The sequence below is a fragment of the Butyrivibrio sp. INlla16 genome (assembly GCF_900104155.1).
Classification (GTDB): domain Bacteria; phylum Bacillota; class Clostridia; order Lachnospirales; family Lachnospiraceae; genus Butyrivibrio.
Map to the genome: position 1 here is coordinate 39,172 of NZ_FMYB01000011.1, position 20,995 is coordinate 60,166.

At 39.3% G+C, this 20,995-nt stretch carries 19 protein-coding genes; 1 reads left to right on the forward strand and 18 read right to left on the reverse strand.

Annotated elements, in window-relative coordinates:
* Nucleotides 1-141: 141 nt before the first annotated feature.
* The 14 genes from BLR42_RS07255 to BLR42_RS07320 all read right to left on the reverse strand — a co-directional run bounded on the left by BLR42_RS07255 (nt 142) and on the right by BLR42_RS07320 (nt 15,334).
* On the reverse strand, nt 142-489 hold the full coding sequence (locus BLR42_RS07255; protein ID WP_022760010.1) for a DUF1292 domain-containing protein: 348 nt from the start codon (nt 487-489) through the stop codon (nt 142-144).
* Between the two features lie 12 nt (nt 490-501).
* Nucleotides 502-1,287, reverse strand: a complete 786-nt coding sequence (locus BLR42_RS07260; protein WP_091867850.1) for a DUF6033 family protein — start codon at nt 1,285-1,287, stop codon at nt 502-504.
* Between the two features lie 118 nt (nt 1,288-1,405).
* Nucleotides 1,406-2,149, reverse strand: a complete 744-nt coding sequence (locus BLR42_RS07265) for a response regulator (protein ID WP_022760012.1) — start codon at nt 2,147-2,149, stop codon at nt 1,406-1,408.
* 23 nt (nt 2,150-2,172) lie between these two features.
* Entirely contained in the window at nt 2,173-3,219 is a 1,047-nt protein-coding gene (locus BLR42_RS07270) for a response regulator (RefSeq protein ID WP_022760013.1), read from the reverse strand.
* Nucleotides 3,220-3,234: 15 nt separating this feature from the next.
* Nucleotides 3,235-5,229 carry an ATP-binding protein gene (locus BLR42_RS07275; protein WP_091867852.1) on the reverse strand — a complete coding sequence of 665 codons (1,995 nt, stop codon included), beginning with the start codon at nt 5,227-5,229 and terminating at the stop codon, nt 3,235-3,237.
* Nucleotides 5,230-5,411: 182 nt separating this feature from the next.
* Nucleotides 5,412-6,503 (reverse strand): DUF4349 domain-containing protein, encoded by a 1,092-nt coding sequence (locus BLR42_RS07280; RefSeq protein WP_091867854.1) that lies wholly within the window; start codon nt 6,501-6,503, stop codon nt 5,412-5,414.
* Between the two features lie 33 nt (nt 6,504-6,536).
* Nucleotides 6,537-8,414, reverse strand: coding sequence for an ATP-dependent helicase (locus BLR42_RS07285; protein ID WP_091867856.1), 1,878 nt, complete (start codon nt 8,412-8,414; stop codon nt 6,537-6,539).
* Nucleotide 8,415: 1 nt separating this feature from the next.
* Nucleotides 8,416-9,885, reverse strand: coding sequence for a glutamate--tRNA ligase (gltX, locus tag BLR42_RS07290; protein WP_091867858.1), 1,470 nt, complete (start codon nt 9,883-9,885; stop codon nt 8,416-8,418).
* Nucleotides 9,886-9,920: 35 nt separating this feature from the next.
* The gene (locus BLR42_RS07295; RefSeq protein ID WP_022760018.1) at nt 9,921-10,169 is read right to left on the reverse strand and encodes a ferrous iron transport protein A; all 249 of its coding nucleotides are present in this window, start codon (nt 10,167-10,169) and stop codon (nt 9,921-9,923) included.
* 152 nt (nt 10,170-10,321) lie between these two features.
* Nucleotides 10,322-11,248, reverse strand: a complete 927-nt coding sequence (gene aguB, locus BLR42_RS07300) for an N-carbamoylputrescine amidase (RefSeq protein WP_022760019.1) — start codon at nt 11,246-11,248, stop codon at nt 10,322-10,324.
* Between the two features lie 11 nt (nt 11,249-11,259).
* Nucleotides 11,260-12,486, reverse strand: coding sequence for an agmatine deiminase (gene aguA / locus BLR42_RS07305; protein ID WP_044927674.1), 1,227 nt, complete (start codon nt 12,484-12,486; stop codon nt 11,260-11,262).
* A gap of 159 nt (nt 12,487-12,645) precedes the next feature.
* Complete coding sequence (upp, locus tag BLR42_RS07310) at nt 12,646-13,275, reverse strand: uracil phosphoribosyltransferase (protein ID WP_091867860.1); 630 nt, start codon at nt 13,273-13,275, stop codon at nt 12,646-12,648.
* 117 nt (nt 13,276-13,392) lie between these two features.
* The gene (nspC, locus tag BLR42_RS07315) at nt 13,393-14,583 is read right to left on the reverse strand and encodes a carboxynorspermidine decarboxylase (RefSeq protein ID WP_091819473.1); all 1,191 of its coding nucleotides are present in this window, start codon (nt 14,581-14,583) and stop codon (nt 13,393-13,395) included.
* A 19-nt stretch (nt 14,584-14,602) separates the two neighbouring features.
* Nucleotides 14,603-15,334 (reverse strand): tRNA threonylcarbamoyladenosine dehydratase, encoded by a 732-nt coding sequence (locus BLR42_RS07320; protein WP_091867862.1) that lies wholly within the window; start codon nt 15,332-15,334, stop codon nt 14,603-14,605.
* Between the two features lie 162 nt (nt 15,335-15,496).
* Here BLR42_RS07320 and BLR42_RS07325 point away from each other — a divergent pair, with 162 nt between their 5' ends.
* The gene (locus BLR42_RS07325) at nt 15,497-15,862 is read left to right on the forward strand and encodes a response regulator (RefSeq protein WP_022760024.1); all 366 of its coding nucleotides are present in this window, start codon (nt 15,497-15,499) and stop codon (nt 15,860-15,862) included.
* Nucleotides 15,863-15,957: 95 nt separating this feature from the next.
* On the opposite strand, the gene BLR42_RS07330 is transcribed toward BLR42_RS07325, so the two are convergent.
* The 4 genes from BLR42_RS07330 to BLR42_RS07345 all read right to left on the reverse strand — a co-directional run bounded on the left by BLR42_RS07330 (nt 15,958) and on the right by BLR42_RS07345 (nt 20,990).
* Entirely contained in the window at nt 15,958-17,220 is a 1,263-nt protein-coding gene (locus BLR42_RS07330) for a saccharopine dehydrogenase family protein (protein WP_026497478.1), read from the reverse strand.
* A gap of 20 nt (nt 17,221-17,240) precedes the next feature.
* On the reverse strand, nt 17,241-18,104 hold the full coding sequence (gene speE / locus BLR42_RS07335) for a polyamine aminopropyltransferase (RefSeq protein WP_026497477.1): 864 nt from the start codon (nt 18,102-18,104) through the stop codon (nt 17,241-17,243).
* Nucleotides 18,105-18,145: 41 nt separating this feature from the next.
* Nucleotides 18,146-19,594, reverse strand: a complete 1,449-nt coding sequence (locus BLR42_RS07340; protein ID WP_091867864.1) for an aminotransferase class I/II-fold pyridoxal phosphate-dependent enzyme — start codon at nt 19,592-19,594, stop codon at nt 18,146-18,148.
* 160 nt (nt 19,595-19,754) lie between these two features.
* The gene (locus BLR42_RS07345) at nt 19,755-20,990 is read right to left on the reverse strand and encodes a DUF1015 domain-containing protein (RefSeq protein WP_091867866.1); all 1,236 of its coding nucleotides are present in this window, start codon (nt 20,988-20,990) and stop codon (nt 19,755-19,757) included.
* Nucleotides 20,991-20,995 lie beyond the last annotated feature (5 nt).

Genomic DNA, 20,995 nt, shown 5'->3' on the forward strand with positions numbered 1-20,995 from the left:
ACTATACGACTCTATATTGTACCACAATTTGTGCCTGTTATGTAGGAAAGTAAATTGTATTACGTCTCAATATCAAAAAAGAGGCAGTATGGATAAACCATACTGCCTCGTATTTTATAACAATCTCGTATTATGATCTTCTCAGTCCTCAGGATCAGCCTCTATAAGCTCATCAAACTCTACATCATCGAGGTACTCGTCAAATGCGTCAGCCACAGCTTCGTACTCATCGTCATCCTCAATATAACCAAGCTCAGGCTCAGCATCCTTCGATGCTTGTTTAAATTCATAAAACCATACATTACCGTCATTATTCTGTCCGTGTTCATCAAGCGGAAGAAGAACTATATAATCCTTTTTATTTACGGTAAGTACGATCAGAACCGCGCAGGTAACTGTTTTGCCCTCATCAAGTTCAAGGTCAACCGTAATCTGCTCATCATTCTGAATTTTAGTGTTCATTTCTGTAGCGATCTCTGAAAAGATCATGTGCACCTCCGTTTAGACCGTAAAGTCAATCTTGTTGCCAAAGCCCTTGATGGGTGTAGCTTCAATCTGGCTCCAGTCTACATTTTTAATTTTCTCAAGAAGCTCGTCTACAGAGTCAGCATATATTGTAGTAACCTTCTCATAAGGAGCTTCCTTCTTTCCGTAAGTTTTGGTCCCTTGTCCCTCACGAAGCTTGTCCATCGCTTCATCCCGTTCCTTACGTTTTGCTTCCTTTGCTTCCTCAGCCTTTGCTGCTTCCTTGTCTGCGGCAACCTGCTTCTGATACTTCTCATTCTGCTCTCTGATCTTCGCAAAGAACTTTACTGTACCTTCAGCATCGATCTTCATACCAATGGAATCAATTTCCTGGCCGGACTCCTTAAGCTGCTCCTTCATCTCATCGAGCTTACCTGTCGACTCATCTATGATGCCCATATATTTATTCTTGACATCCTCATCTGCCGCCATCTGCTCTAAGATTTCAGGCTCAATCAGTACGCTGTACTCTTTTGTTCCGCGAGACATAATACTCTCGGCTTCCTCATCTGAAGAATAGTTTGACACAAAAAAGTCCATATTGCCATACTTTTCTTTGAGTTCGTCCAAAAGTTTTTTGGCGCCTTCGGATAATTCAACCCCTTCCTGGATATGTGTCTCCGAAGCAGCCTTATTTTTTTGCACGCCAATTTGAGAATCCGGTTTTTTTGCATTTTCCGTCTTCTCTGTCCCATGTTTTTTAGGCTGATAAGCACTTAGCTGGTTCACAATATTGGAACCAAGGCCATTAACCATACTCATATGAAACCCTCCTTTGCTCTTTGAATCCGTGACTTCCGTGTCACCTAGATGGATATTCTACTCCAATATTTTTATCGGAAGATTTACTTAATAACTTAACAGGTAAATATAAATTTTTTTAATTTAATCTGAAATAATTGTCTATCTTTGCATGCAGGGAAACTTTATCAATTGTCTTTAAAATATAATCCGCAGGTTTTAATGCCAGCACACGGACAATACTGGCCTTATCTCCCTTTGCCGTAAGGAACATTACCGGAATATCCTTAATGCTCATATCGCTTTTAAACATCTCCAGAACCTTAGGTCCGGGTGTAACAGGCATCTCATAATCGAGCAGAATAAGATCGGCTTTGTTCTTTGCAAGCCATGTTATTGCCTGAATTCCGGAGTTCGCCATTGAAACACGGTAGGAGTCCTTAAGCCAGTCTCTTATGGTTCTCATATAAGTTACATCATCATCAACAATCAATATGCTCTTCTTATGAGATTCCATCATCTCATCCATAAAGAACTTATTCATGGTCTCTATGAATTCATCCATCTGAAGCGGTCTTTCGAAAAAGTTCTGAACATGAGACTCCGGCAGATACTGTAAAGCTTCTTCATATTCCAATGGATTGCTGATGAAAATCACCTGCCTATGCGTTTCAAGGCATAAATCCTTCAAATAAATAAGGGATTTAGGCACAATCTCATCAAGATAATATATAAAAATATTAGCTGATTCCTCATTTTTTTTAAGATCCTCAACCTTATCAGAAGAAAAAGTAGCTTCAATACCTACATCTTTAAGCTTCATGATAAGCCCTTTTACCATAAATGTTTCATTTGAACTTATGATAGTCACGTTCTTTGCCATAGCATTCTCCGAATCTCAAAAACTTATTTTTCGTTTAAAAGCTTCTTCATATCTTCCCAGTTAAGACCAGTTAGTAATTTTTCCATCTCAGCAAATATCTTCTCATCTTTATCCGGTAATTTAAAATCTTTCATAGATTTTATAACCATGTCAGCAAGATCAAAATCCATTGCATCAATAAATTCTGCCAGAGCTGCATAAGCATCATTTAAAGCAGACTCGTCAACCGGAGGCTTTTCTTCATCAGTGTCTGTTGACAGAAATGCCAATTTATCTTTAAACGATCTGTAGTCAGAAAGAAGTTTTTCAGTATCATTTTTAATCTTTTCAATGTTATTGTTATTTCCCGCTTCTTCAAGATCCTTCGCATCCGACCACAGCGCAAGTGCACCGACTATATTTGCTGAACTTTTTAGAGCATGAACCTTTATAGTGTAGTTTTTATAATCTTCATTTTTGTAATAGTTCTCAATTTCTTCGGATTTGACATCAATAGAATTATAAAAAATCCCAACTGCGGTAAAATATCCCTCCTCTGAACCACAAAGTGATATTCCCTTTTTATAATCTATTTCAGGAATCTGTGATATTGCCTTTATAAAGTCGCTTGTACCTGAATTATCTTCCTTCTTGGGGGCAGCTTCCGGCTTTTCATCTTTCTTGGAGTTCGCCGGAAGTTTCAAATCATTTCTTATTGCATCAGGCAAATACATTATTAGCACTGCCATAAGCTGTTTAAAATCAACAGGCTTATCAAGATAATTTGAAAATCCTGCTTCCAGGCACATTTTTCCTTCTTCTGGATCATCCGGTGAGACAAGCGCTACTGTTGGTGTCGATTCATTTCTGTTGTCAATACCGCCATGAATCTGAGAAAGCGTCTGTATTCCGTTCATCGTAGGCATAAGGTAATCCATCAGAATGAGGGCATACTCATTGTTTCGAACAGCTTTTAGGCATTCTCGCCCGCCATCGGCTTCTTCCGAATCAACGCCCAGATATTCAAGGAGTTTTCGTATAAAAAATCTATCAAGTTCAGAATCATCAACTATTAAAACTTTCGCGTCCACCAGAACCTCCAAACTCTACTTTTGTATGTTTGCACGCTCCATCATAATACCGATCGCCTCATAGAGCTCTTTATCATCAAAATAATCTTCTCGCAGTTCTTCGATATTTGTTATCTTTGACTCGCCTCTTTCTCCGGTCTTCGAGTATTTTTGAGGTTTCTTCTTTTTCTTTAAATCGTTGTCATTCTTATAAACCTTGTCTTCCGGCAGGTAATTTATCAGCATTTTTTCAAGAGCATCTCCGATAATCGGTTTTGAAAGATAATCCTGGAATCCTGATTTCCTATAAACATCCCTGGCTCCGGAAAAAGCATTTGCAGTAAGTGCTATGCTGGGAGTGTCTCTGTTGATATTCTTCTCATCACTCTTTAGCCTCCACAGCATCTCCATTCCGTCCATTTCGGGCATTCTATGATCAATTAGCATAAGATCATATTTCTTTTTTGCTGTCATCAAAAGTGCTTCCTTACCGCTTGAAGCAGTTTCTATATTGATCATCGTGTCTTTCAGAAGGTTTCTCGTAACCACGAGATTGATCTCATTATCATCTACAACAAGAATATCCGCATCGGGAGCAGTAAATAATTCTCTGTAATTACTGTCATCCTCAATGATCTTATCGTATGCTACCTTGAAATCCCCTATTGGCTCAAAGCTTCTTATTTGCTGTTCTACTACAAAGGAAAAGGTTGACCCTTTTCCATATTCACTTTTTACATATAGTTCCGAATTCATAAGTTTAAGGAATTTCTGAACTATACTCATTCCAAGACCTGATCCTTCAATATTTCTGTTTCTTGTTTCTTCAAGTCTTTCAAAAGGGTCATAAAGCCTTTGCATATCCTCTTCCCTAATACCAATACCGGTATCGGAAACAGATATTTTCAGTCCTATTGAACTGTCTTTATCCAAATGCCCGCCATCAATATAGTCGACAGCGAATTCAATTGACCCATGCTCGGTGTACTTTACTGCATTAGTCAGTATATTCAAAATAACCTGTTTAAGTCTGACATTATCTCCATACAAAAGATGCGGAATCTGACTGTTTACAATAGTGTTAAATTCCAGCCCTTTATTCTTTGCTCTTTCTTCAACCATATTTACAAGTTCCGAAATCATGTCAGCCAGATCATATTCCACATTATAAAGCTCCATTTTACCGGCTTCGATTTTGGAAAAATCAAGAACATCATTTATAAGTGTAAGCAGTGTATTACTGGCTGATTTAATATTATGAGCATACTTTTTCAGCTGATTATCATCATATTCTCGTAAAATTAGCTCATCCATACCGATTATGGCATTTATGGGTGTTCTGATTTCATGAGACATCTGCGATAAAAACTGAGTTTTCGCTCCATTGGCAGCAATCGCATTAGCTTCAGCTTCCGCTGCCTTGAATCTGAGTTCCTCAAGCCTTGCGTTATTCAAAGCTTCTTTCATACGCAGATTTACCAATATAAGCGTACATATAGCCGTAACAAACAAAGAGGCTATTATCGCAAATATATCTCTGGAAAAGTACAATCTGCTCTTCCAGAAATAGCAAAAAACAGCAAAGCCAATGCACAAACTCAGATCAAAAGCAAAGTAAACTCTTAGCTTGTCTATATATATAGTTGAAAACATTATCAGAAAAAAAGGGAAAAGTCCTGCCGGCTGCTCCTTATAGGGAAGAATGTCAATTACTATAAGCATCACATATAAAAGCCCATAAAAAAATATCGATTCAAGCCTGCACAACCTTAGACTTAATGCCCTGTTTTTTAGTTGCTGGTTTGATACAAAAAACAAAAAGAGAATAATGAATAAAATATAATAGGTTACATGTAGTCTGAAACCCTGCAGAAGCGCTTTTGCTACTATAAGCATGATTAAATAGATGCCTACAAGTGCGATAGACATCTTTCTTTGCACCGTCATGTTTATTTTCACTATATTTTTTTCGCAGATTTCAAAATATTTTTCTTCATCATTTCTGAAATCCGCTATGGTCTCTCTGAGCATTTGAAAGACATCTCCGTATTATGCGCAGGTTACATACTACCACCAATAACTACTTTTTTTCATCATAACATTAGCGTTATTCAATAACAATAATATGAGTTATTAAAAAAGTATAAGAAAAAAATGCCCTTGGAATTTATAATTTCCAAGGGCATTTCATAAATATTAATTCATTTCTTTATTTATTTGTCAGATTCATTATTGTCTGTATTTTCAGAAGTTTTATCTGTTTTGTCGGTAGTATTATTATCTGCCTGCTCGGGCTTTGGTCCGTAGGTATATGCTCCCATACCCGGTAGCGCAGTCCTCTCTGCCGGCGTCATCTTTGAAAGTCTTTCTTTTCTCTTCTTTTCAGACTTTCTGATAAGAATGATAATTATCACTATTATAATAGCCAAAATTATTATAGTGATCAGATGCGTAATAATAAGCAGGGCCAGTTCCTTAAAGAAATCAGCAACATCATAGCAGTTTTCGATAAATCCGTCCCTTGCTCTCTCAAAGAAAGTAGGATTTTTAACGGGTTCAGGAGTATAGTCAATAACCTCTCTGACTGTCACCCTTAGAGTACTGTAGCTAATCTGATTATCATAGGTTCTGAGCTGTGATTCCATAGACTCAAGCTGATAACGAACATCCGTAAGCTTATCCTGGATAGACATTATATCTTCTATTGTATCAGCTCTCTCCATTAATGTTAAAAGCTGTTCCTCTTCAGCTCTGAGCGCATTTCTGTGGCTTTCAAGATCTGCGTAGGTCAGCGTAACATCCGTTACGTTCATATCCTGAGAGACTATATTACTCTCCTTTGCAACCTCATTAACAAATCCGGAGAGCTTTTCTTCAGGAATACGAAGCGTCATATTGGCTGTTCTTTCGTCCGAATAATTGCTCTTTGAAGTGCTGAAGCTTTCAACATAACCACCAAGCTCATCGGTTCTGTTCTTCAGAAAATCGATGGTTTTATCAAATTCCTTGGTCTCTGTTGTCATACTCATATTTGTTATGAGTTTTCTGTTGCTCTTCTTTGAAGCCTTCTCCTCCGTAACGGTTTCGGCATTGCTACTTCCCGATTCTTCCATAGCTTCCGCGACTTCCATATCGTAATCAGCCTCATAAAGAGCTCCGTCTGCAGCTTCTTCCATAGCATAATTGCCTGCAGATTCTGAGGATTTTGAAGCATAATTTGATGAAGAACCGCAACCGGTAACAGCAAAGCTCAAAATGACAGCACCTGTAAGAAATCTGATTTTATAAAAGGATTTTCTTTTCATGATAAATGTCCCCCTCTTAGTCTAAATTTCACTTTATTTTATCAAAATATCGTCAATATTGCCATCCCGGAATAAATCTCTTATAGGCCTTAAAAACCCGGACATTCTCATGGGATTTTCTTTTGAACCTTTTACATAGCTAAGATGCAACTCTTCTTTTGCCCTAGTCATTGCAACATAAAGCATTCTTCGTTCCTCTTCTATTTCACTGCTTGTAATACTTTTTCGTGATGGAACAATTCCCTCATTTAGGTCAGGAAGATATACTCTTTTAAATTCAAGCCCCTTTGAAGCATGCATAGTCATAACCCTTACGCCCTTTTTATCACAAACCTTAACATTCCTCATAACTTCCAAAGTTTTGTCAAGTTCTTCAATATATTCTTTTAAATCCTGATAATCTCTGAAATTTTCACATAGCTTTTCAAACTCATCAAGATCAGACATATGTCCCTCCAATACCTTTGCACTTGCGCAGAATTTATCCTTGAGATATTTATCATATCCCATAAATCCTCTTATGAAATGGACAGCGCCTTTAGGACTAAGCTTAGACATAAGCTTAAGATCTCTAAAAAGCTTTTGAACCGTAGTTGTCATATTGATTTTTGACTGCCTTGCATAAAATAGAAGCAAGTCCTTTTCCTCTATCTTTTCTTTTCCTTCGAGAGCCGCTCTTGAAATATATCTGACAGGCTTATTCATTATTCTTAAAAAATCACTTCTTTTTTGACCGTCATGAATAAATGACAGATAGGAAATCATATCCTTTACAGCTGCCTTCTCGTGAAACGCTACAACTTTTTCTTTGTAAGAGCATGGTATTCCTGCTTCACCAAGCATACCTGCAAAAGCTGTCGCCTCAACATTTGTTCTGACAATGATAGAAAAATCTGACAGCGTTACATCCTCTTTGGATGCCATTTTTGCATTAGCTTCAAAGGACTTTATTTCTTTAATAATACTTTTATATTGCTCTTTTTTATCGGAAAAACTTTTTCCTGTTATTATCCCTAAATCTCCTTTTTTACCTGCCTTAATATCCTTTTTGAATCTTATCTTATTTTCATCTATGATGCTTTTCGATGCTTCAAGTATTTTCGGCGCACACCTGTAATTTGTATCAAGTATAATCTCCTTGGCATCCTCAAAATGATCCTTAAAACCCAGCATAAGTTCAGGATCAGATCCTCTGAATCCATATATTGACTGGTCATCATCTCCAACCACAAAAAGATTCCGGTCTTTTCCAAGTAAAAGCTTTATAACCTCAAACTGCATCATATTTATGTCCTGATATTCATCTATCTGGATATATGCGAGTCTCTCCTGCCACTTTTTTCTCACATCATCTCTTCGAAGGAGATAATCCCTACATAAAAGAACCATGTCGTCAAAATCTATCAAACCTTGTTCTTTCAGAATAATCAAATATTCCTCATATATTTTCGGAAAATCCTCATAAAAAGGGACAGCTTTATCCCGTTCTTCCGGGCAAAGTCCAGAATTTTTAAGTCTTGATATTTCTGAAAGCATAAGTCTTATCATCTCACTATCATAATCACGCCCATGCAAAATATGACTAAGCACTTTATACTTGTCTGTTTCTTTGATAATAGTGAGTTTATCGCTATTTAGTATATGGTAAAAAATGGAATGGAATGTTCCGAAGAGAACCTCCGGATACACGGAATTTGTTTCTTTAATAAATCTTTGCTGCATCTCTATTGCAGCAGCTTTGGTAAATGTAATCGTAAGTATCGATCCGGGGTTAACTCCCATCCGGGTAAGACTTATTATTCTTTGAATTATTACAAAGGTTTTACCGCTCCCGGGACCTGCTATTACACAAGCAGGTCCCTTATCATGCATAATTGCACGCTTTTGAGCGGGATTACAATGTAAATTCATATCAGGCTTCAAGTTTTGCAATTGAATCCTTTAATCTTTTAAGAGTCTCATCTTTTCCGATGACCTCCATAGCTTCCGTAGCGCCGCAGGGAGTCATGGCTTTTCCGGAAACAGCTATACGAATCGGCCAAAGTACATAGCCGTTCTTATATTCCTTCTCCTTGATATACTCCTGAAGTCTCGCATAGAGGGCATCATTGCTGTAATCCTCCTGAGCTTCAAGTATGGGAAGAAGATCTTTTAAAACAGAAAGCGAAGAAGCTTCATCAGTCTTCATCTTCTTATGCTTATAAATTGAAACGTCATAATCAGGCATTTCCTCGAAGAAATCGATCATCTCGGCAATATCGGGCCATATCTCGATTCTGGTCTTTATCATAGACGCAATCTTATGAAGGTCAAGATCCTTCTTTATGATCTCTTTCATATAAGGCTCTGCAAGCTCATAGAACTTGTCATCATCCATGGCTTTCAGATACTCACCGTTCATCCACTTAAGCTTTGTATAATCGAAAACCGCAGGTGATTTGTTTATTCGTCTGTAATCAAACTTTTCAACAAGCTCCTTGAGACTCATGATCTCGGTATTATCATCCGGTGACCAACCAAGAAGTGCTACAAAGTTAACAACAGTCTCGGCAAGGAAGCCCTGTTCAACAAGATCCTCGAAAGAAGAATGTCCGCTTCTCTTACTGAGCTTATGATGCTCCTCATCAGTAATAAGAGGACAATGAATATACTTCGGAACTTCCCAGCCAAAGGCATCATAGAGTCTGTTGTATTTGGGAGATGAAGAGATATATTCATTTCCTCTGACAACATGAGTTATACCCATAAGGTGGTCATCTACAACATTCGCAAAGTTATAGGTCGGATATCCGTCAGATTTGATAAGAACCATATCATCAAGTTCCTTATTCTCAACGGAAACATCACCATAAAGCTCATCGTGGAAAGTTGTTGTACCTTCTGTGGGATTGTTCTGTCTTATAACGAACGGCTTACCCTCAGCGAGGTTCTTCTCAACTTCCTCTTTTGAAAGGTGAAGACAGTGCTTATCGTATACACTTATTTCCTTTTTGCCGCCATTACCGTCATCTATTTCCTGTACAAGAGTTGCAAGTCTTGCCTCATCGCAGAAGCAATAGTATGCTTCACCCTTATCAATAAGCTGCTTTGCATACTCCATATAAATTCCGGCTTTCTGTCTCTCACTCTGAACATAAGGACCTACACCTCCATCCTTATCAGGACCTTCATCATGAATAAGTCCTGTCTTCTCCAGAGTTCTGTAGATAATCTCTGTTGCGCCTTCAACATAGCGCTCCTGATCAGTATCCTCAATTCTGAGTATGAAATCACCGCCATCATGCTTTGCAATAAGATAAGCATATAATGCGGTTCTCAAATTTCCTACATGCATTCTTCCTGTAGGACTCGGTGCATAACGCGTTCTTATTTTCTGTGCCATAGTACTCCTCAAATCCTGCTGTTATATCAGCTTTTTTACATTACCTCCGGATATTCCTTTTTCTCAAATTCAACAATAATACCGGAAGCAACATTGCGACAAAGAGCTATCTGCTTCTTTTCAACCTGAATGATTACTCCGCCGCGTTCTTTTTTATTAATTACTTTAATGTGAGACCCACCAGTGACGCCAATGGATTTAAGTCTCTTAGAATAGATAGACTGTTCGACATTTAACTCTTTTACAAGGTAAATGCCGTTCTTCTCCCCATCAGTAAGTGTCATAAATTACCTCAAAAACCTTTTCTACATATAGTATTTCGTGCCAAATGCAAATGCCGTGACGCATTTAGTTTTACACTATCAGGCACAAAAGATTTTAAAATTATATAACACCTTTTTCCAAATGAAAAGAGCACCACTTTAATGTGCTAAAGTCATTCAACAATCTCCCTGTAGCACTCAGGCCTTCTGTCGCGGAATAATCCCCATGACAAACGATTTTGCCTGATCTCATTGAAATCATATACCGCCATGATGATTTCTTCCGAAGAATCACCTGCCTGCCTTAAAATATCGCCGGTTTCATCAGTCATAAAACTGTGTCCATAGAACTTAAGAGATGAAAGCTGTCCTCCGTTTTCTTCTGAAGGAACAACATTCTCCGTACCGATACGATTAGCAGCTACAACAGGGATTATATTGGCAGCTGCATGCCCCTGCATGGTTCTCTGCCAGTGCCCTGAACTGTCTACATTAAGAATAGGCTCGGATCCGATAGCAGTCGGATACAGAATTATATCTGCCCCCTGCAAAGCAAGACATCTTGCAGTTTCAGGGAACCACTGATCCCAACAAATTCCTACACCTACTCGTCCATACGCCGTTTCAAATACGGAAAATCCGGTATCACCTGGTGTAAAATAGAACTTTTCCTGGTAGAAATGATCATCCGGAATATGCGTTTTTCTGTACACACCGAGAATATCGCCATCGGAATCGATCATAGCTACGGAATTGTACATCACATTGCCTTCACGCTCATAAAAACTTATTGGCATTACTATCGAAAGCTCTCTGCATATCTGCCTGAAATGAGCAACAGCCCGGTTTTGATCTACGGGAGTAGCAAAATCATAATAATCATATCTTCTTTCCTGGCAAAAATACTGTCTTTCAAAGAGCTCTGAAAGAAGAATTATCTGCGCTCCCTGCGAGGCTGCTTTTCTAACAAGTTTTTCTGCCTTTTTTATATTCAGTCTAACCAGTTCTTCATCTGATATTTCTGTATTGTTATAGCTTTCTCTGCCACATGCAAACTGTATTGCGGCAACTGTAGTAGAGGTGCTGTTTTTATAGGTCATCTTCTGACTCCTTATTCAAAATTTATTACCTTTCTTTTCATATTGGTTATGCTTGCCGGAATCTGCTGAGTAATACAGTGAATATTACCACCGCCAAGCAGAATATCTCTTGCCGGTATTGAAACCACATTTCGATTTCTGCAGATTTTACGCATTATTTCTACTGCTCTCATATCGCTTTGTTTATTTTCGCCTCCAAAGCTGGGAATAAGCACTTCTGTATTTGTAAAATAGAAATTAACGTAACTTGCAGCCATTCTCTCGCCTACTTCCCTTTCGGCTTCACCTTCTTCGAATTCGTAATTGTAAATGTCATGTCTGCTTAAAGTAATCGGAACATCGGGAATCGGAAGCTTGTGAATCTTAAGTTTTCTTCCCCGTGCATCAGTCTCAGTCTGAAGATACTCATAATCAGACAATGAATTTGAATATTGAGGATCAAGAAAATCATCAGTCCACGCAAGCACAACTTCACCGGGCGCTGTAAACGCGCAGACATTATCTACATGTTCATTAGTTTCGTCATTATATATACCGGAAGGCAGCCATAAAACTTTTTCAGCTCCGAGATAATTCCTTAGCATTTTTTCTATCTCATATTGAGACATATCGGGATTTCTACCCTTGCTCAAAAGGCAGTTCGAGGTAACCATAACTGTTCCCTCTCCATCAGAATGAATCGCACCTCCTTCAAGGACAAAAGGATGAGCATCATAAACATCTTTTCCCAGATAATTACAAAACTCTGAAGCAACATTATCATCCTTATCCCAGTGCGCATAAAGGCCGTCAACATTACCGCCCCAGGCATTAAAGGCCCAGTCAATACCTCTGATTTCTCCCTCTTCGTTTCTTACAAAGGTAGGTCCGACATCCCTTGCCCAGGCATCATCGGAATCCATTTCAATCAGGATTATCGTTCCGATATCTCTTTCGCCTACGGAAACAGGATGCATATTATCACTTGTAATATTGAAGATTCGTTTTATATTTGTCGTATTCTTTTTAATAAAATAATGAGCTTCGTTATAGTTCCTGTGATCGCAAAGAACATATAGTTTTTCTGATTTGAGAATGTGTGAAAAAATTCTGCAAAATGCCTTTTTGGCTTCAGTTGAATCCTTCCCCCAGCTTCCTGGTCTTGTCGGCCATATCATCACTGTCGCATCGTGAATATCATATTCAGCCGGCATATAAAAACCGTCTTCTCTTGGAGTAGATTTAATAATTGTAGACATAATCATTCACCCTCATCATTTTTGAAAATAAGACATAAACAATTTGCTTTATTGTTTCGTAAATAGAACGGTTAAAAATGCTTTTATTAGAAAATTATATAAAAAAATAGACCGTGTGCAAAGTATATATTCTTTGACACACGATCATATTTTAATGAATTATTTTGTACCGAAAATTCTGTCTCCGGCATCGCCAAGGCCGGGTACAATATATTTGTTATCGTTAAGCTGGTCATCAATATGTGCACAGATGATCGGAACGTCCGGATGCTCTGATGTAACCTTCTCAAGTCCTTCGGGAGCAGCGATCAGACATATAAATCTCATCTTTTTTACACCCTTTTCTTTGAAGAGTTCAATGGCATCACATGCGGAACCACCTGTTGCAAGCATGGGATCAAGAATAATAACTTCTCTGTCTCCGATATCCTCTGGAGCTTTAAAGAAATAGTTTACAGGCTCAAAGGTTGTCTCATCTCTATACATACCGACATGAGCAATTTTCGCATTAGGAATAACCTTAAGGACACCGTCAAGCATTCCCATTCCGGCTCTCATAATAGGGGCAAATGCATAATTATCTTCATTTAGTCTGCCCATTTTTATAGTCTTTATAGGTGTTTCAACTACAGTCTCCACAAGCGGAACGTCGCGCATAGCCTCATAAATAAGGTAGGCTCCTATCTCACTTACAAGCTCTCTGAAAAGCTTTGTTCCTGTATGCTTATCTCTTAAAATTGAAAGTTTATGCTCGATGAGCGGATGTTCCAACGCTGTAACATTTTTCATATCATTCTACCTCCGAAAAATTAACTGTAAGAATAATAACACAATATCATTTATAATAATACCCCAAGACTTAGGAATCTTGAGGTATTACTTCTTACAATTTACAAACTGTACATTTTACAGGCGCATCTTAAAATCGTCATATCCAAAATGTTTTACAACCTCGGTGCTTCCATCCTCATGGAGTATGGCTATATCTGGCAGTGGCATACCGTTGAAGGTATTGTTCTTAACCATACTGTAAATAGCCATATCTTCAAAAGTAAGACGGTCACCGATTTTCATTTCATGATCAAAGCTGTAATCCCCGATAACATCACCGGCGAGGCAGGTTCGTGACGAAAGCCGATACCCGAAAGATTTATCCCCGATTTCTCCACTATCTCTAAGCGGTGGTCTATAGGGCATCTCAAGGACATCAGGCATATGACAAGCAGCGGATGTATCAAGGATTAGCACCGGAAGTTTTTCTGTTTCTACAATGTCCATAACTGTGGTAACAAGGTATCCTGCATTCAATGCAATGGCTTCACCCGGTTCCAGATATACATCAATTTTGTAAGTATCCTTTATGTATTTGAGGAGTTTTACCAGTCCCTCTCTGTTATAGTCATCTCTGGTGATATGATGACCGCCTCCAAGATTGAGCCATTTTATTTGACTTAGATACTTTCCGAATTTGCTTTCAAACTCCTCAAAGGTATCTTTAAGAGGCTCAAAGCCCTGCTCACATAATGTATGAAAATGCAGGCCTTCCACACCGGTTGGCAGTTCTGACGGCAAATCACATAGTCTGATTCCAAGTCTTGAGCCCGGAGCACAGGGATCATATATCTCATGATCTTCCTGAGTAGAAAACTCAGGGTTGATGCGTAGTCCCGCAGATAAGCCTCTGTCATTACATGCTTTCTCCCAGGTTTTTCTGTGATGCTCAAGCTGATTTAAGGAATTAAATACAATATGATCAGCGAAGCTGCAGATCTCTTCCATCTCATCATCATGAAAAGCCGGTTCAAAGACGTGAATCTCAGGAAAATCGCCGTCTTTTTTAGTATATCCATCAGCTATTTTTTGTTTCTGCGCTTTGGTATAAAATTCCTCATTTGCGAGCTTTGCTTCGAAAAGTCCCGAAGATGTTGTCCCTGAGAGATATTCCGCTATAAGAGGATATGTAGAATATGCAGAAAAAGCTTTTTGAGCAAGCAATATTTTTGCTCCGGACTTATCCTGTACATCCCTTAGAATTTTGCAATTTTCTTTGAGTTTCTTCTCATCTATCACATAGACAGGAGTCTTTAAATTGTTCATTTATCTTAATCCTTTAAAATTATTTTGAGATAATATCCTTCACAACCTCGCTCGCAATAACAAGTCCGCAGGCAGCAGGTGTAAACGCAGTGCTACCCGGTGTACTTCTTCTTGAAGAGCCCGAAGCCTTAAGACCTTCCATATCAGTTTCTCTAACCTCTGGTTTTAGCGGTTCTTCCTCGGAATATACCACCTTGAGGTTCTTTACGTTTCTCTTTTTGAGTTCTTTTCTCATCACCTTGCAAAGAGGACAAACCTTTGTTTTGTAAATATCTGCTACTTTAAACGCAGAAGGATCAAGCTTATTTCCTGCTCCCATGGCACTGATAACAGGAACTCCGACCTCTTTTGCGCGTAAAATAATGTCAACTTTCGCAGTAACAGTATCAACCGCGTCAACAACATAATCATAAGAGCTAAAATCGAAATCCCCTGCATTTTCAGGAAGATAAAAGCATTTATAAACATTCACCTTCACATCGGGATTTATATCAAGCATCCTGTCCTTCATAACATCTACCTTATACTTGTCTACAGTGCTATGAAGTGCAATAATCTGGCGGTTCAAATTGCTTGCATCAACGGTATCACTGTCTATCAAGTCAAATTCTCCGATTCCGCTCCTTACAAGAGCCTCGCAGACATAGCCTCCGACACCTCCGACACCAAATATCGCTACACGAGAGCCCTTCAGTTTTTCAACGTTGTTCTCACCTATGAGAAGCTCTGTTCTTGAAAATTGTTCATCCATAAGTATGCATTCTTTCCTGATTAATTGATTTTATTTTTTATTTATAGAATTGTAAGTCTTTTTTATTGGATATTGCTGAAAATAATTGTCATAATAATTATGGGTAAGATATTTTAAAAAATCAAATCCAAATTAGCAAAGCATTTTTATGCGGGGGTTAATATGCGTAAAAGAATCCTAATAGCAGATGACACAACTTTCATGAGAGAAATGTTGAAATCAGCACTGGACAAAGAACAATATGAAATTGTCGGTGAAGCGACAACCGGACAGCAGGCCGTAGACCAGTTTAAGCAAAAAAAGCCCGATCTTTTAATTCTGGACATTAATATGCCTGTAATGAATGGAATAGATGCCCTTACCGAGGTAATGGAATTTGACCCCAAGGCCAATGTAATCATGTGCTCAGACCAAAAGCAGGAGCCAATGATCGTCCTTGCCCTGAAAAAGGGAGCAAAAGATTTTGTCGTTAAGCCCTTCATGGCCAGCGATGTTGTTCGCGCATTAAACAAAGTTTTTAAAGAATAATTTGTTAAACACCATAATTATAGACAATCTTGAGGGGACGACTTCAATTCTGAAGCCGCCCCCTCTTTCTTTATTTTTATATTCTTTTTTATTTATCAGTCGATAAGTGTGGGATTTTCCTCAACCACCCAAGGAAGACCATACTCGTTAAGCATCTCCATGTACGGATCGGGATCAAACTCGTCTGTAGTAAATACTCCTGGTTTCTTCCACTGTCCGGTAACTACGAGAGCTGTTCCGATCATTGCAGGTACACCGGTTGTATAACTTATTGCCTGGCTTCCGAGTTCCTTGTAGCACTCCTGATGATCACACACATTATAAATATAAATTGTGCGTTCCTTTCCATCCTTGATACCTCTGAAGATACAGCCGATATTTGTTTTTCCGACTGTTCTGGGGCCAAGACTTGCAGGATCGGGAAGCAGTGCTTTCAAAAATTGAATAGGAACAATTTCTCTGCCCTCGAACATAACAGGACTTGTAGAAAGCATTCCAACATCCTCAAGACATCTCATATGGTCGAGATAGCTCTGTCCAAAGGTCATGAAGAATCTGATTCTCTTTACCTCAGGGAAATTTCTTCCGAGCGCTTCGATCTCCTCGTGGTGAAGAAGATACATATCTTTCTTACCTACCTGGGCGAAATCATATTCTCTTTTTATCTCCATGGGCTTTGTCTCAACCCAATGGCCATCCTCCCAATAGCTTCCATTTGCGGAAACCTCTCGAAGATTTATCTCCGGATTAAAATTTGTAGCAAATGCATAACCGTGGTCACCGCCATTGCAATCCATGATATCAATGTAATGGATTTCATCAAAATAATGCTTTTTAGCATAAGCTGTGAAGACCGAAGTTACACCGGGATCAAAGCCTGTTCCAAGCAGAGCTGTAAGACCTGCTTCCTTAAATCTGTCGAAATAAGCCCACTGCCAACTGTAGTCGAAATAAGCTGTAAAGCCCTTCTCCTTGCAGCGTTTTTCATAGATTTTTCTCCACTCAGGATCATCGGTATCTTCCGGCTCATAGTTAGCTGTATCGATATAATCTACTTTACATTCAAGGCAGGCATCCATTATTGTGAGATCCTGATAAGGAAGGGCAACATTAAGCACAGCGTCGGGCTTGTAGTTGTTTATGACCCTCTTAATATCCTCTACATCGTCTGCATTAACAGTTTCTGTTGTGATTTTTACGGGTGTTCCTGCCTTCTCGAGTTTTTCCTTCAGAGCATCACATTTGCTTACTGTTCTTGATGCTATACACATTTCAGTAAATACCTTGCTGTTCTGGGCGCACTTCTGAATTGCTACCTGAGCTACGCCACCGCAACCAATAACCAATAATCTACTCATATTTTCCTCCTTATGGCAGTTTACCTTGACATTGCCTCTTCTTCCTGCAAAAGATCCTCTACATACTTTGGAAGCATGAAGGCTCCCTTATGAAGATGCGTTGTGTAGTACCATGTTTTTATATTTCTTTCATCCCATCTGTCAGGATTAAAATCCTTAAGCGGATGATATTTCTTGCTGGCAAATCCAAAAAGCCAGTAGCCAGCAGGGCATGTGGGAATGTGCGCCTGATAGACCCTGTTTATAGGGAAAACTCTGTAGGCTTTTCTGTGCATAGCTCTACAGCTCTCCTCATCCTCATCATAGAAAGGACTTCCATGCTGATAAACCATTATTCCGTCATCATGAAGAGCCTTGTAGCAGCTACCGTAAAACTCTTTTGTAAAAAGTCCGGCCTCATGTCCCAAAGGTTCCGTAACATCATTTATTATTAGGTCATACATATCCTCACATTTTCGAAGATATTTAAGGCCGTCCTGATAATAGATATGAACTCTGTCATCATCAAGTCCGCAGGCATTATCGGGAAAATACTGCTTGCATACTTCAACAAACATGTTATCAGGCTCAACTACATCAATAACCTTTATTTCATCATAGTGGCTCAGCTCTCTGGCAACACCGCCATCGCCTCCGCCAAGTACAAGAACTCTCTGAACCTTAGGATGAACAGCCATAGGAACATGTACGATCATCTCGTCATAAGTGAATTCATCCTTTTCGGAAAAAATAATATTACCGTCGGAAGTAAGAAATTTTCCGAATTCCGGTGAATCAAACACATCAATTCTCTGAAACTCGCTCGATCCCGAAAATAATTGTTTTGCAAGACGAATGCTTATTTTTACATTCTTCGTATGCATGTCACTAAACCAATAATCCATTTGCGGCATCTTTTTTCTCCTGTCAAATATAATCAGATATCTTATTTTAAAACCTGAAGCTCAGAAATATCCTCACTCTCAGGTCCCTGCATGGAGCATCCCTTTTCCTTCGCAGTCTGAATATAATCAAGTATCTCTTCTGTCACTACCTCTCCGGGTGAAATGATCGGAATTCCAGGAGGATAACACATAACAGATTCTGCTGAAATCCGCCCAACCGTCTCTTTTATCGGAAGCGATTCCTTTTCAGCATAGAATGCTTCCTGCGGCGTAGCCTTCACAATAGGAGTAACATACTCTGCCGAGAAAAAGCTCTGTTCCGGCTTAGCGTATAGTCTTCTGATATCCGCCAAAGCTCCCGCCAGTCTCTCAATATCCTGCAGTCTGTCTCCAATAGAAATGTACGCCATAACGTTTGATAAATCACCAAATTCCATCTGGATATCATACTCATCGCGAAGAAGATCGTATACCTCAATTCCGGTAAGGCCCACACCTCTTGTATTTACAACAAGTTTAGTCTCATCGAAGTCATAAATGCTACCACCATTTATAAGCTCATGTCCGTAGGCATAATATCCCGGAATCTCGTTTATCTCTTCCCTCGCATACTTAGCCATTCCTGTTACTTTTTCGAAACTGTCCCGGCCATGAAGCGCCAGATTCCTTCTTGAAATATCAAGGCTTGCAATCAAAAGATAGCTTGCACTGGTAGTCTGAGTCAGATTAACAATTCTGCTTATATATCCTATATTAGCATTTTTTCCACAGAGAAGTATCGAACTTTGCGTAAGACTTCCTCCGGATTTATGCATACTTATTGCTGCCATATCCGCGCCTGCCTTCATGCCGCACAGAGGGAGATTTGGTCCAAAATACAGATGTGTTCCGTGAGCCTCATCCACAAGGGCCTTCATCCCTTTTGCATGCGCAAGGTCAACTATTGCCTGCAAATTAGAACAAATACCATAATACGAAGGATTATTTATTAAAATCGCTTTCGCATCAGGATTATCCCTTACTGCAGCCTCAACATCTGCAAGTTCCATGCCGAGCGGAATTCCAAGCTTGGTATCAACCTTGGGATCAATATATACAGGAACTGCGCCACACAAAATAAGTGCATTTATGGCACTCTTATGCACATTTCTTGGCATAATGATCTTCTCACCATGCTTAACTGAAGACAAAACCATAGCCTGAACAGCACTTGTGGTTCCATTTACCATCAAAAATGCATGTTCGGCTCCAAATGCATCCGCAGTAAGTTCCTCCGCATCCTTTATTACGGAAACAGGATGGCACAAATTATCGAGAGGCTTCATGGAATTAACGTCAATGCCCACGCATTGCTCACCAAGAAAACGCACGAGTTCTGCGTTTCCACGACCTCTCTTATGTCCGGGCACGTCAAAGGGTACCACTCTCTGCTTTCTAAATCTCTCAAGTGCCTCATAAACAGGCGCTTTTCTCTGACGATCCAGATCCAACTTTTCATCCTCCAAATCAACTATATCATGAGAAAAAAAGAGCGGTATGTCTTTTTGACATACAGCCCTCTTTTAAATTGCATTATTCAGGCAAAATCATCTTAACATTAATGAAATCAAAGTCAAGGAATTACCTATATAATTAAGCAACTTTTAAGTTTTATATCGCATGTATAAACAAACCGCTAAGCAGCTTTGGTTCAAACCAGGTTGATTTAGGCGGCATAAGGCGTCCTGCATCTGCTACAGCAAACAACTCATGAATATCTGTAGGATACATGGAAAAAGCAAGAACGCAGTCGTTTTTGCATCTCTTCTCAAGCTCGGATAGTCCTCTGATTCCACCAACAAAATCAATTCTTGGATCATTCTTAGGGTCACTGATATCAAGAAGAGGCGTCAGTACCTGATTTTGAAGCACACTGACATCCAGCCCGTCAACAGCATCAGAGCTCTTTATTTCATCATGAGTATAAAGTCTGTACCACTTTCCTCCAAGAAGCATGCCAACTTCATATTTCCTTGAAGGTTTAACAGCTTCAGCCTCTTCCTTTACATCAAATTTTTCCGATATTTTGGAAAGGAACTCACTCTCGCTCATACCGTTTAAGTCTTTTATTACTCTGTTGTAATCCATGATCATGAGCTCGCTGTCAGGGAAAAGAACCGATAAAAAGAAATCATATTCTTTATTGCCTGTGGGATTCGGATCTGCTTCTCTTCTTTTTTTAGCGACTTTTACCGCGGAAGCACATCTGTGGTGACCGTCAGCAATATATATGCTGTCCATTCCCTCAAAGGCTGTCTTTATGGTGTCTATCTCATTTTCATTATCCACGATAAAGACTCTGCTTTTTATTCCATCAGCGGTAACAAAATCATATACAGGCTTATCTTCTCCTTTTACTCTGTTAATGACACCTCTGATTGCTTCGTTTTCCCTGTAGCACAAAAAGATTGGTCCGGTCTGAGCATCACAGGTATCCACATGGTGAATTCTGTCGGCTTCCTTTTTTGCAAGAGTATTCTCATGCTTTTTAATTATATTATTGTCGTAGTCTCTTACTGAGCTGCAGGCAACAATCCCAGTCTGAACCCTTCCGTTCATAGTCTGCTCGTAGAGGTAATAGCATGGTTTACTCTCGTGAACAAAAGTGCCGTCCTCGATTTCCCCCCACAGCATATCATGAGCCTTCCTGTATACTTCCTCAGAATACATATCGTAATCTTCGGGAAACTGAGTCTCAGGTCTGTCTATCGCAAGAAATGACATGGGCTCCCTGACAACCTCTGCTCTTGCTTCTTCTCTGTTGTACACATCATAGGGAAGAGCCGCAACCCTGTCAGCTATATCTTCTCTTGGTCTGTAAGCCGCAAATGCTCTAATATCTGCCATTTAAA

Excerpts from the sequence above, each read along its gene's own strand:
- BLR42_RS07280 (WP_091867854.1), bottom strand. The coding sequence starts at position 6,503 with ATGAAAAGAAAATCCTTTTATAAAATCAGATTTCTTACAGGTGCTGTC.
- BLR42_RS07265 (WP_022760012.1), bottom strand. The coding sequence starts at position 2,149 with ATGGCAAAGAACGTGACTATCATAAGTTCAAATGAAACATTTATGGTA.
- BLR42_RS07330 (WP_026497478.1), bottom strand. The coding sequence starts at position 17,220 with ATGAGTAGATTATTGGTTATTGGTTGCGGTGGCGTAGCTCAGGTAGCA.
- aguB (WP_022760019.1), bottom strand. The coding sequence starts at position 11,248 with ATGACCTATAAAAACAGCACCTCTACTACAGTTGCCGCAATACAGTTT.
- BLR42_RS07255 (WP_022760010.1), bottom strand. The coding sequence starts at position 489 with ATGATCTTTTCAGAGATCGCTACAGAAATGAACACTAAAATTCAGAAT.
- BLR42_RS07285 (WP_091867856.1), bottom strand. The coding sequence starts at position 8,414 with ATGAATTTACATTGTAATCCCGCTCAAAAGCGTGCAATTATGCATGAT.
- BLR42_RS07325 (WP_022760024.1), top strand. The coding sequence starts at position 15,497 with ATGCGTAAAAGAATCCTAATAGCAGATGACACAACTTTCATGAGAGAA.
- speE (WP_026497477.1), bottom strand. The coding sequence starts at position 18,104 with ATGGATTATTGGTTTAGTGACATGCATACGAAGAATGTAAAAATAAGC.
- BLR42_RS07320 (WP_091867862.1), bottom strand. The coding sequence starts at position 15,334 with ATGGATGAACAATTTTCAAGAACAGAGCTTCTCATAGGTGAGAACAAC.
- BLR42_RS07345 (WP_091867866.1), bottom strand. The coding sequence starts at position 20,990 with ATGGCAGATATTAGAGCATTTGCGGCTTACAGACCAAGAGAAGATATA.
- gltX (WP_091867858.1), bottom strand. The coding sequence starts at position 9,885 with ATGGCACAGAAAATAAGAACGCGTTATGCACCGAGTCCTACAGGAAGA.
- BLR42_RS07260 (WP_091867850.1), bottom strand. The coding sequence starts at position 1,287 with ATGAGTATGGTTAATGGCCTTGGTTCCAATATTGTGAACCAGCTAAGT.
- upp (WP_091867860.1), bottom strand. The coding sequence starts at position 13,275 with ATGAAAAATGTTACAGCGTTGGAACATCCGCTCATCGAGCATAAACTT.
- aguA (WP_044927674.1), bottom strand. The coding sequence starts at position 12,486 with ATGTCTACAATTATTAAATCTACTCCAAGAGAAGACGGTTTTTATATG.
- BLR42_RS07275 (WP_091867852.1), bottom strand. The coding sequence starts at position 5,229 with ATGCTCAGAGAGACCATAGCGGATTTCAGAAATGATGAAGAAAAATAT.
- nspC (WP_091819473.1), bottom strand. The coding sequence starts at position 14,583 with ATGAACAATTTAAAGACTCCTGTCTATGTGATAGATGAGAAGAAACTC.
- BLR42_RS07295 (WP_022760018.1), bottom strand. The coding sequence starts at position 10,169 with ATGACACTTACTGATGGGGAGAAGAACGGCATTTACCTTGTAAAAGAG.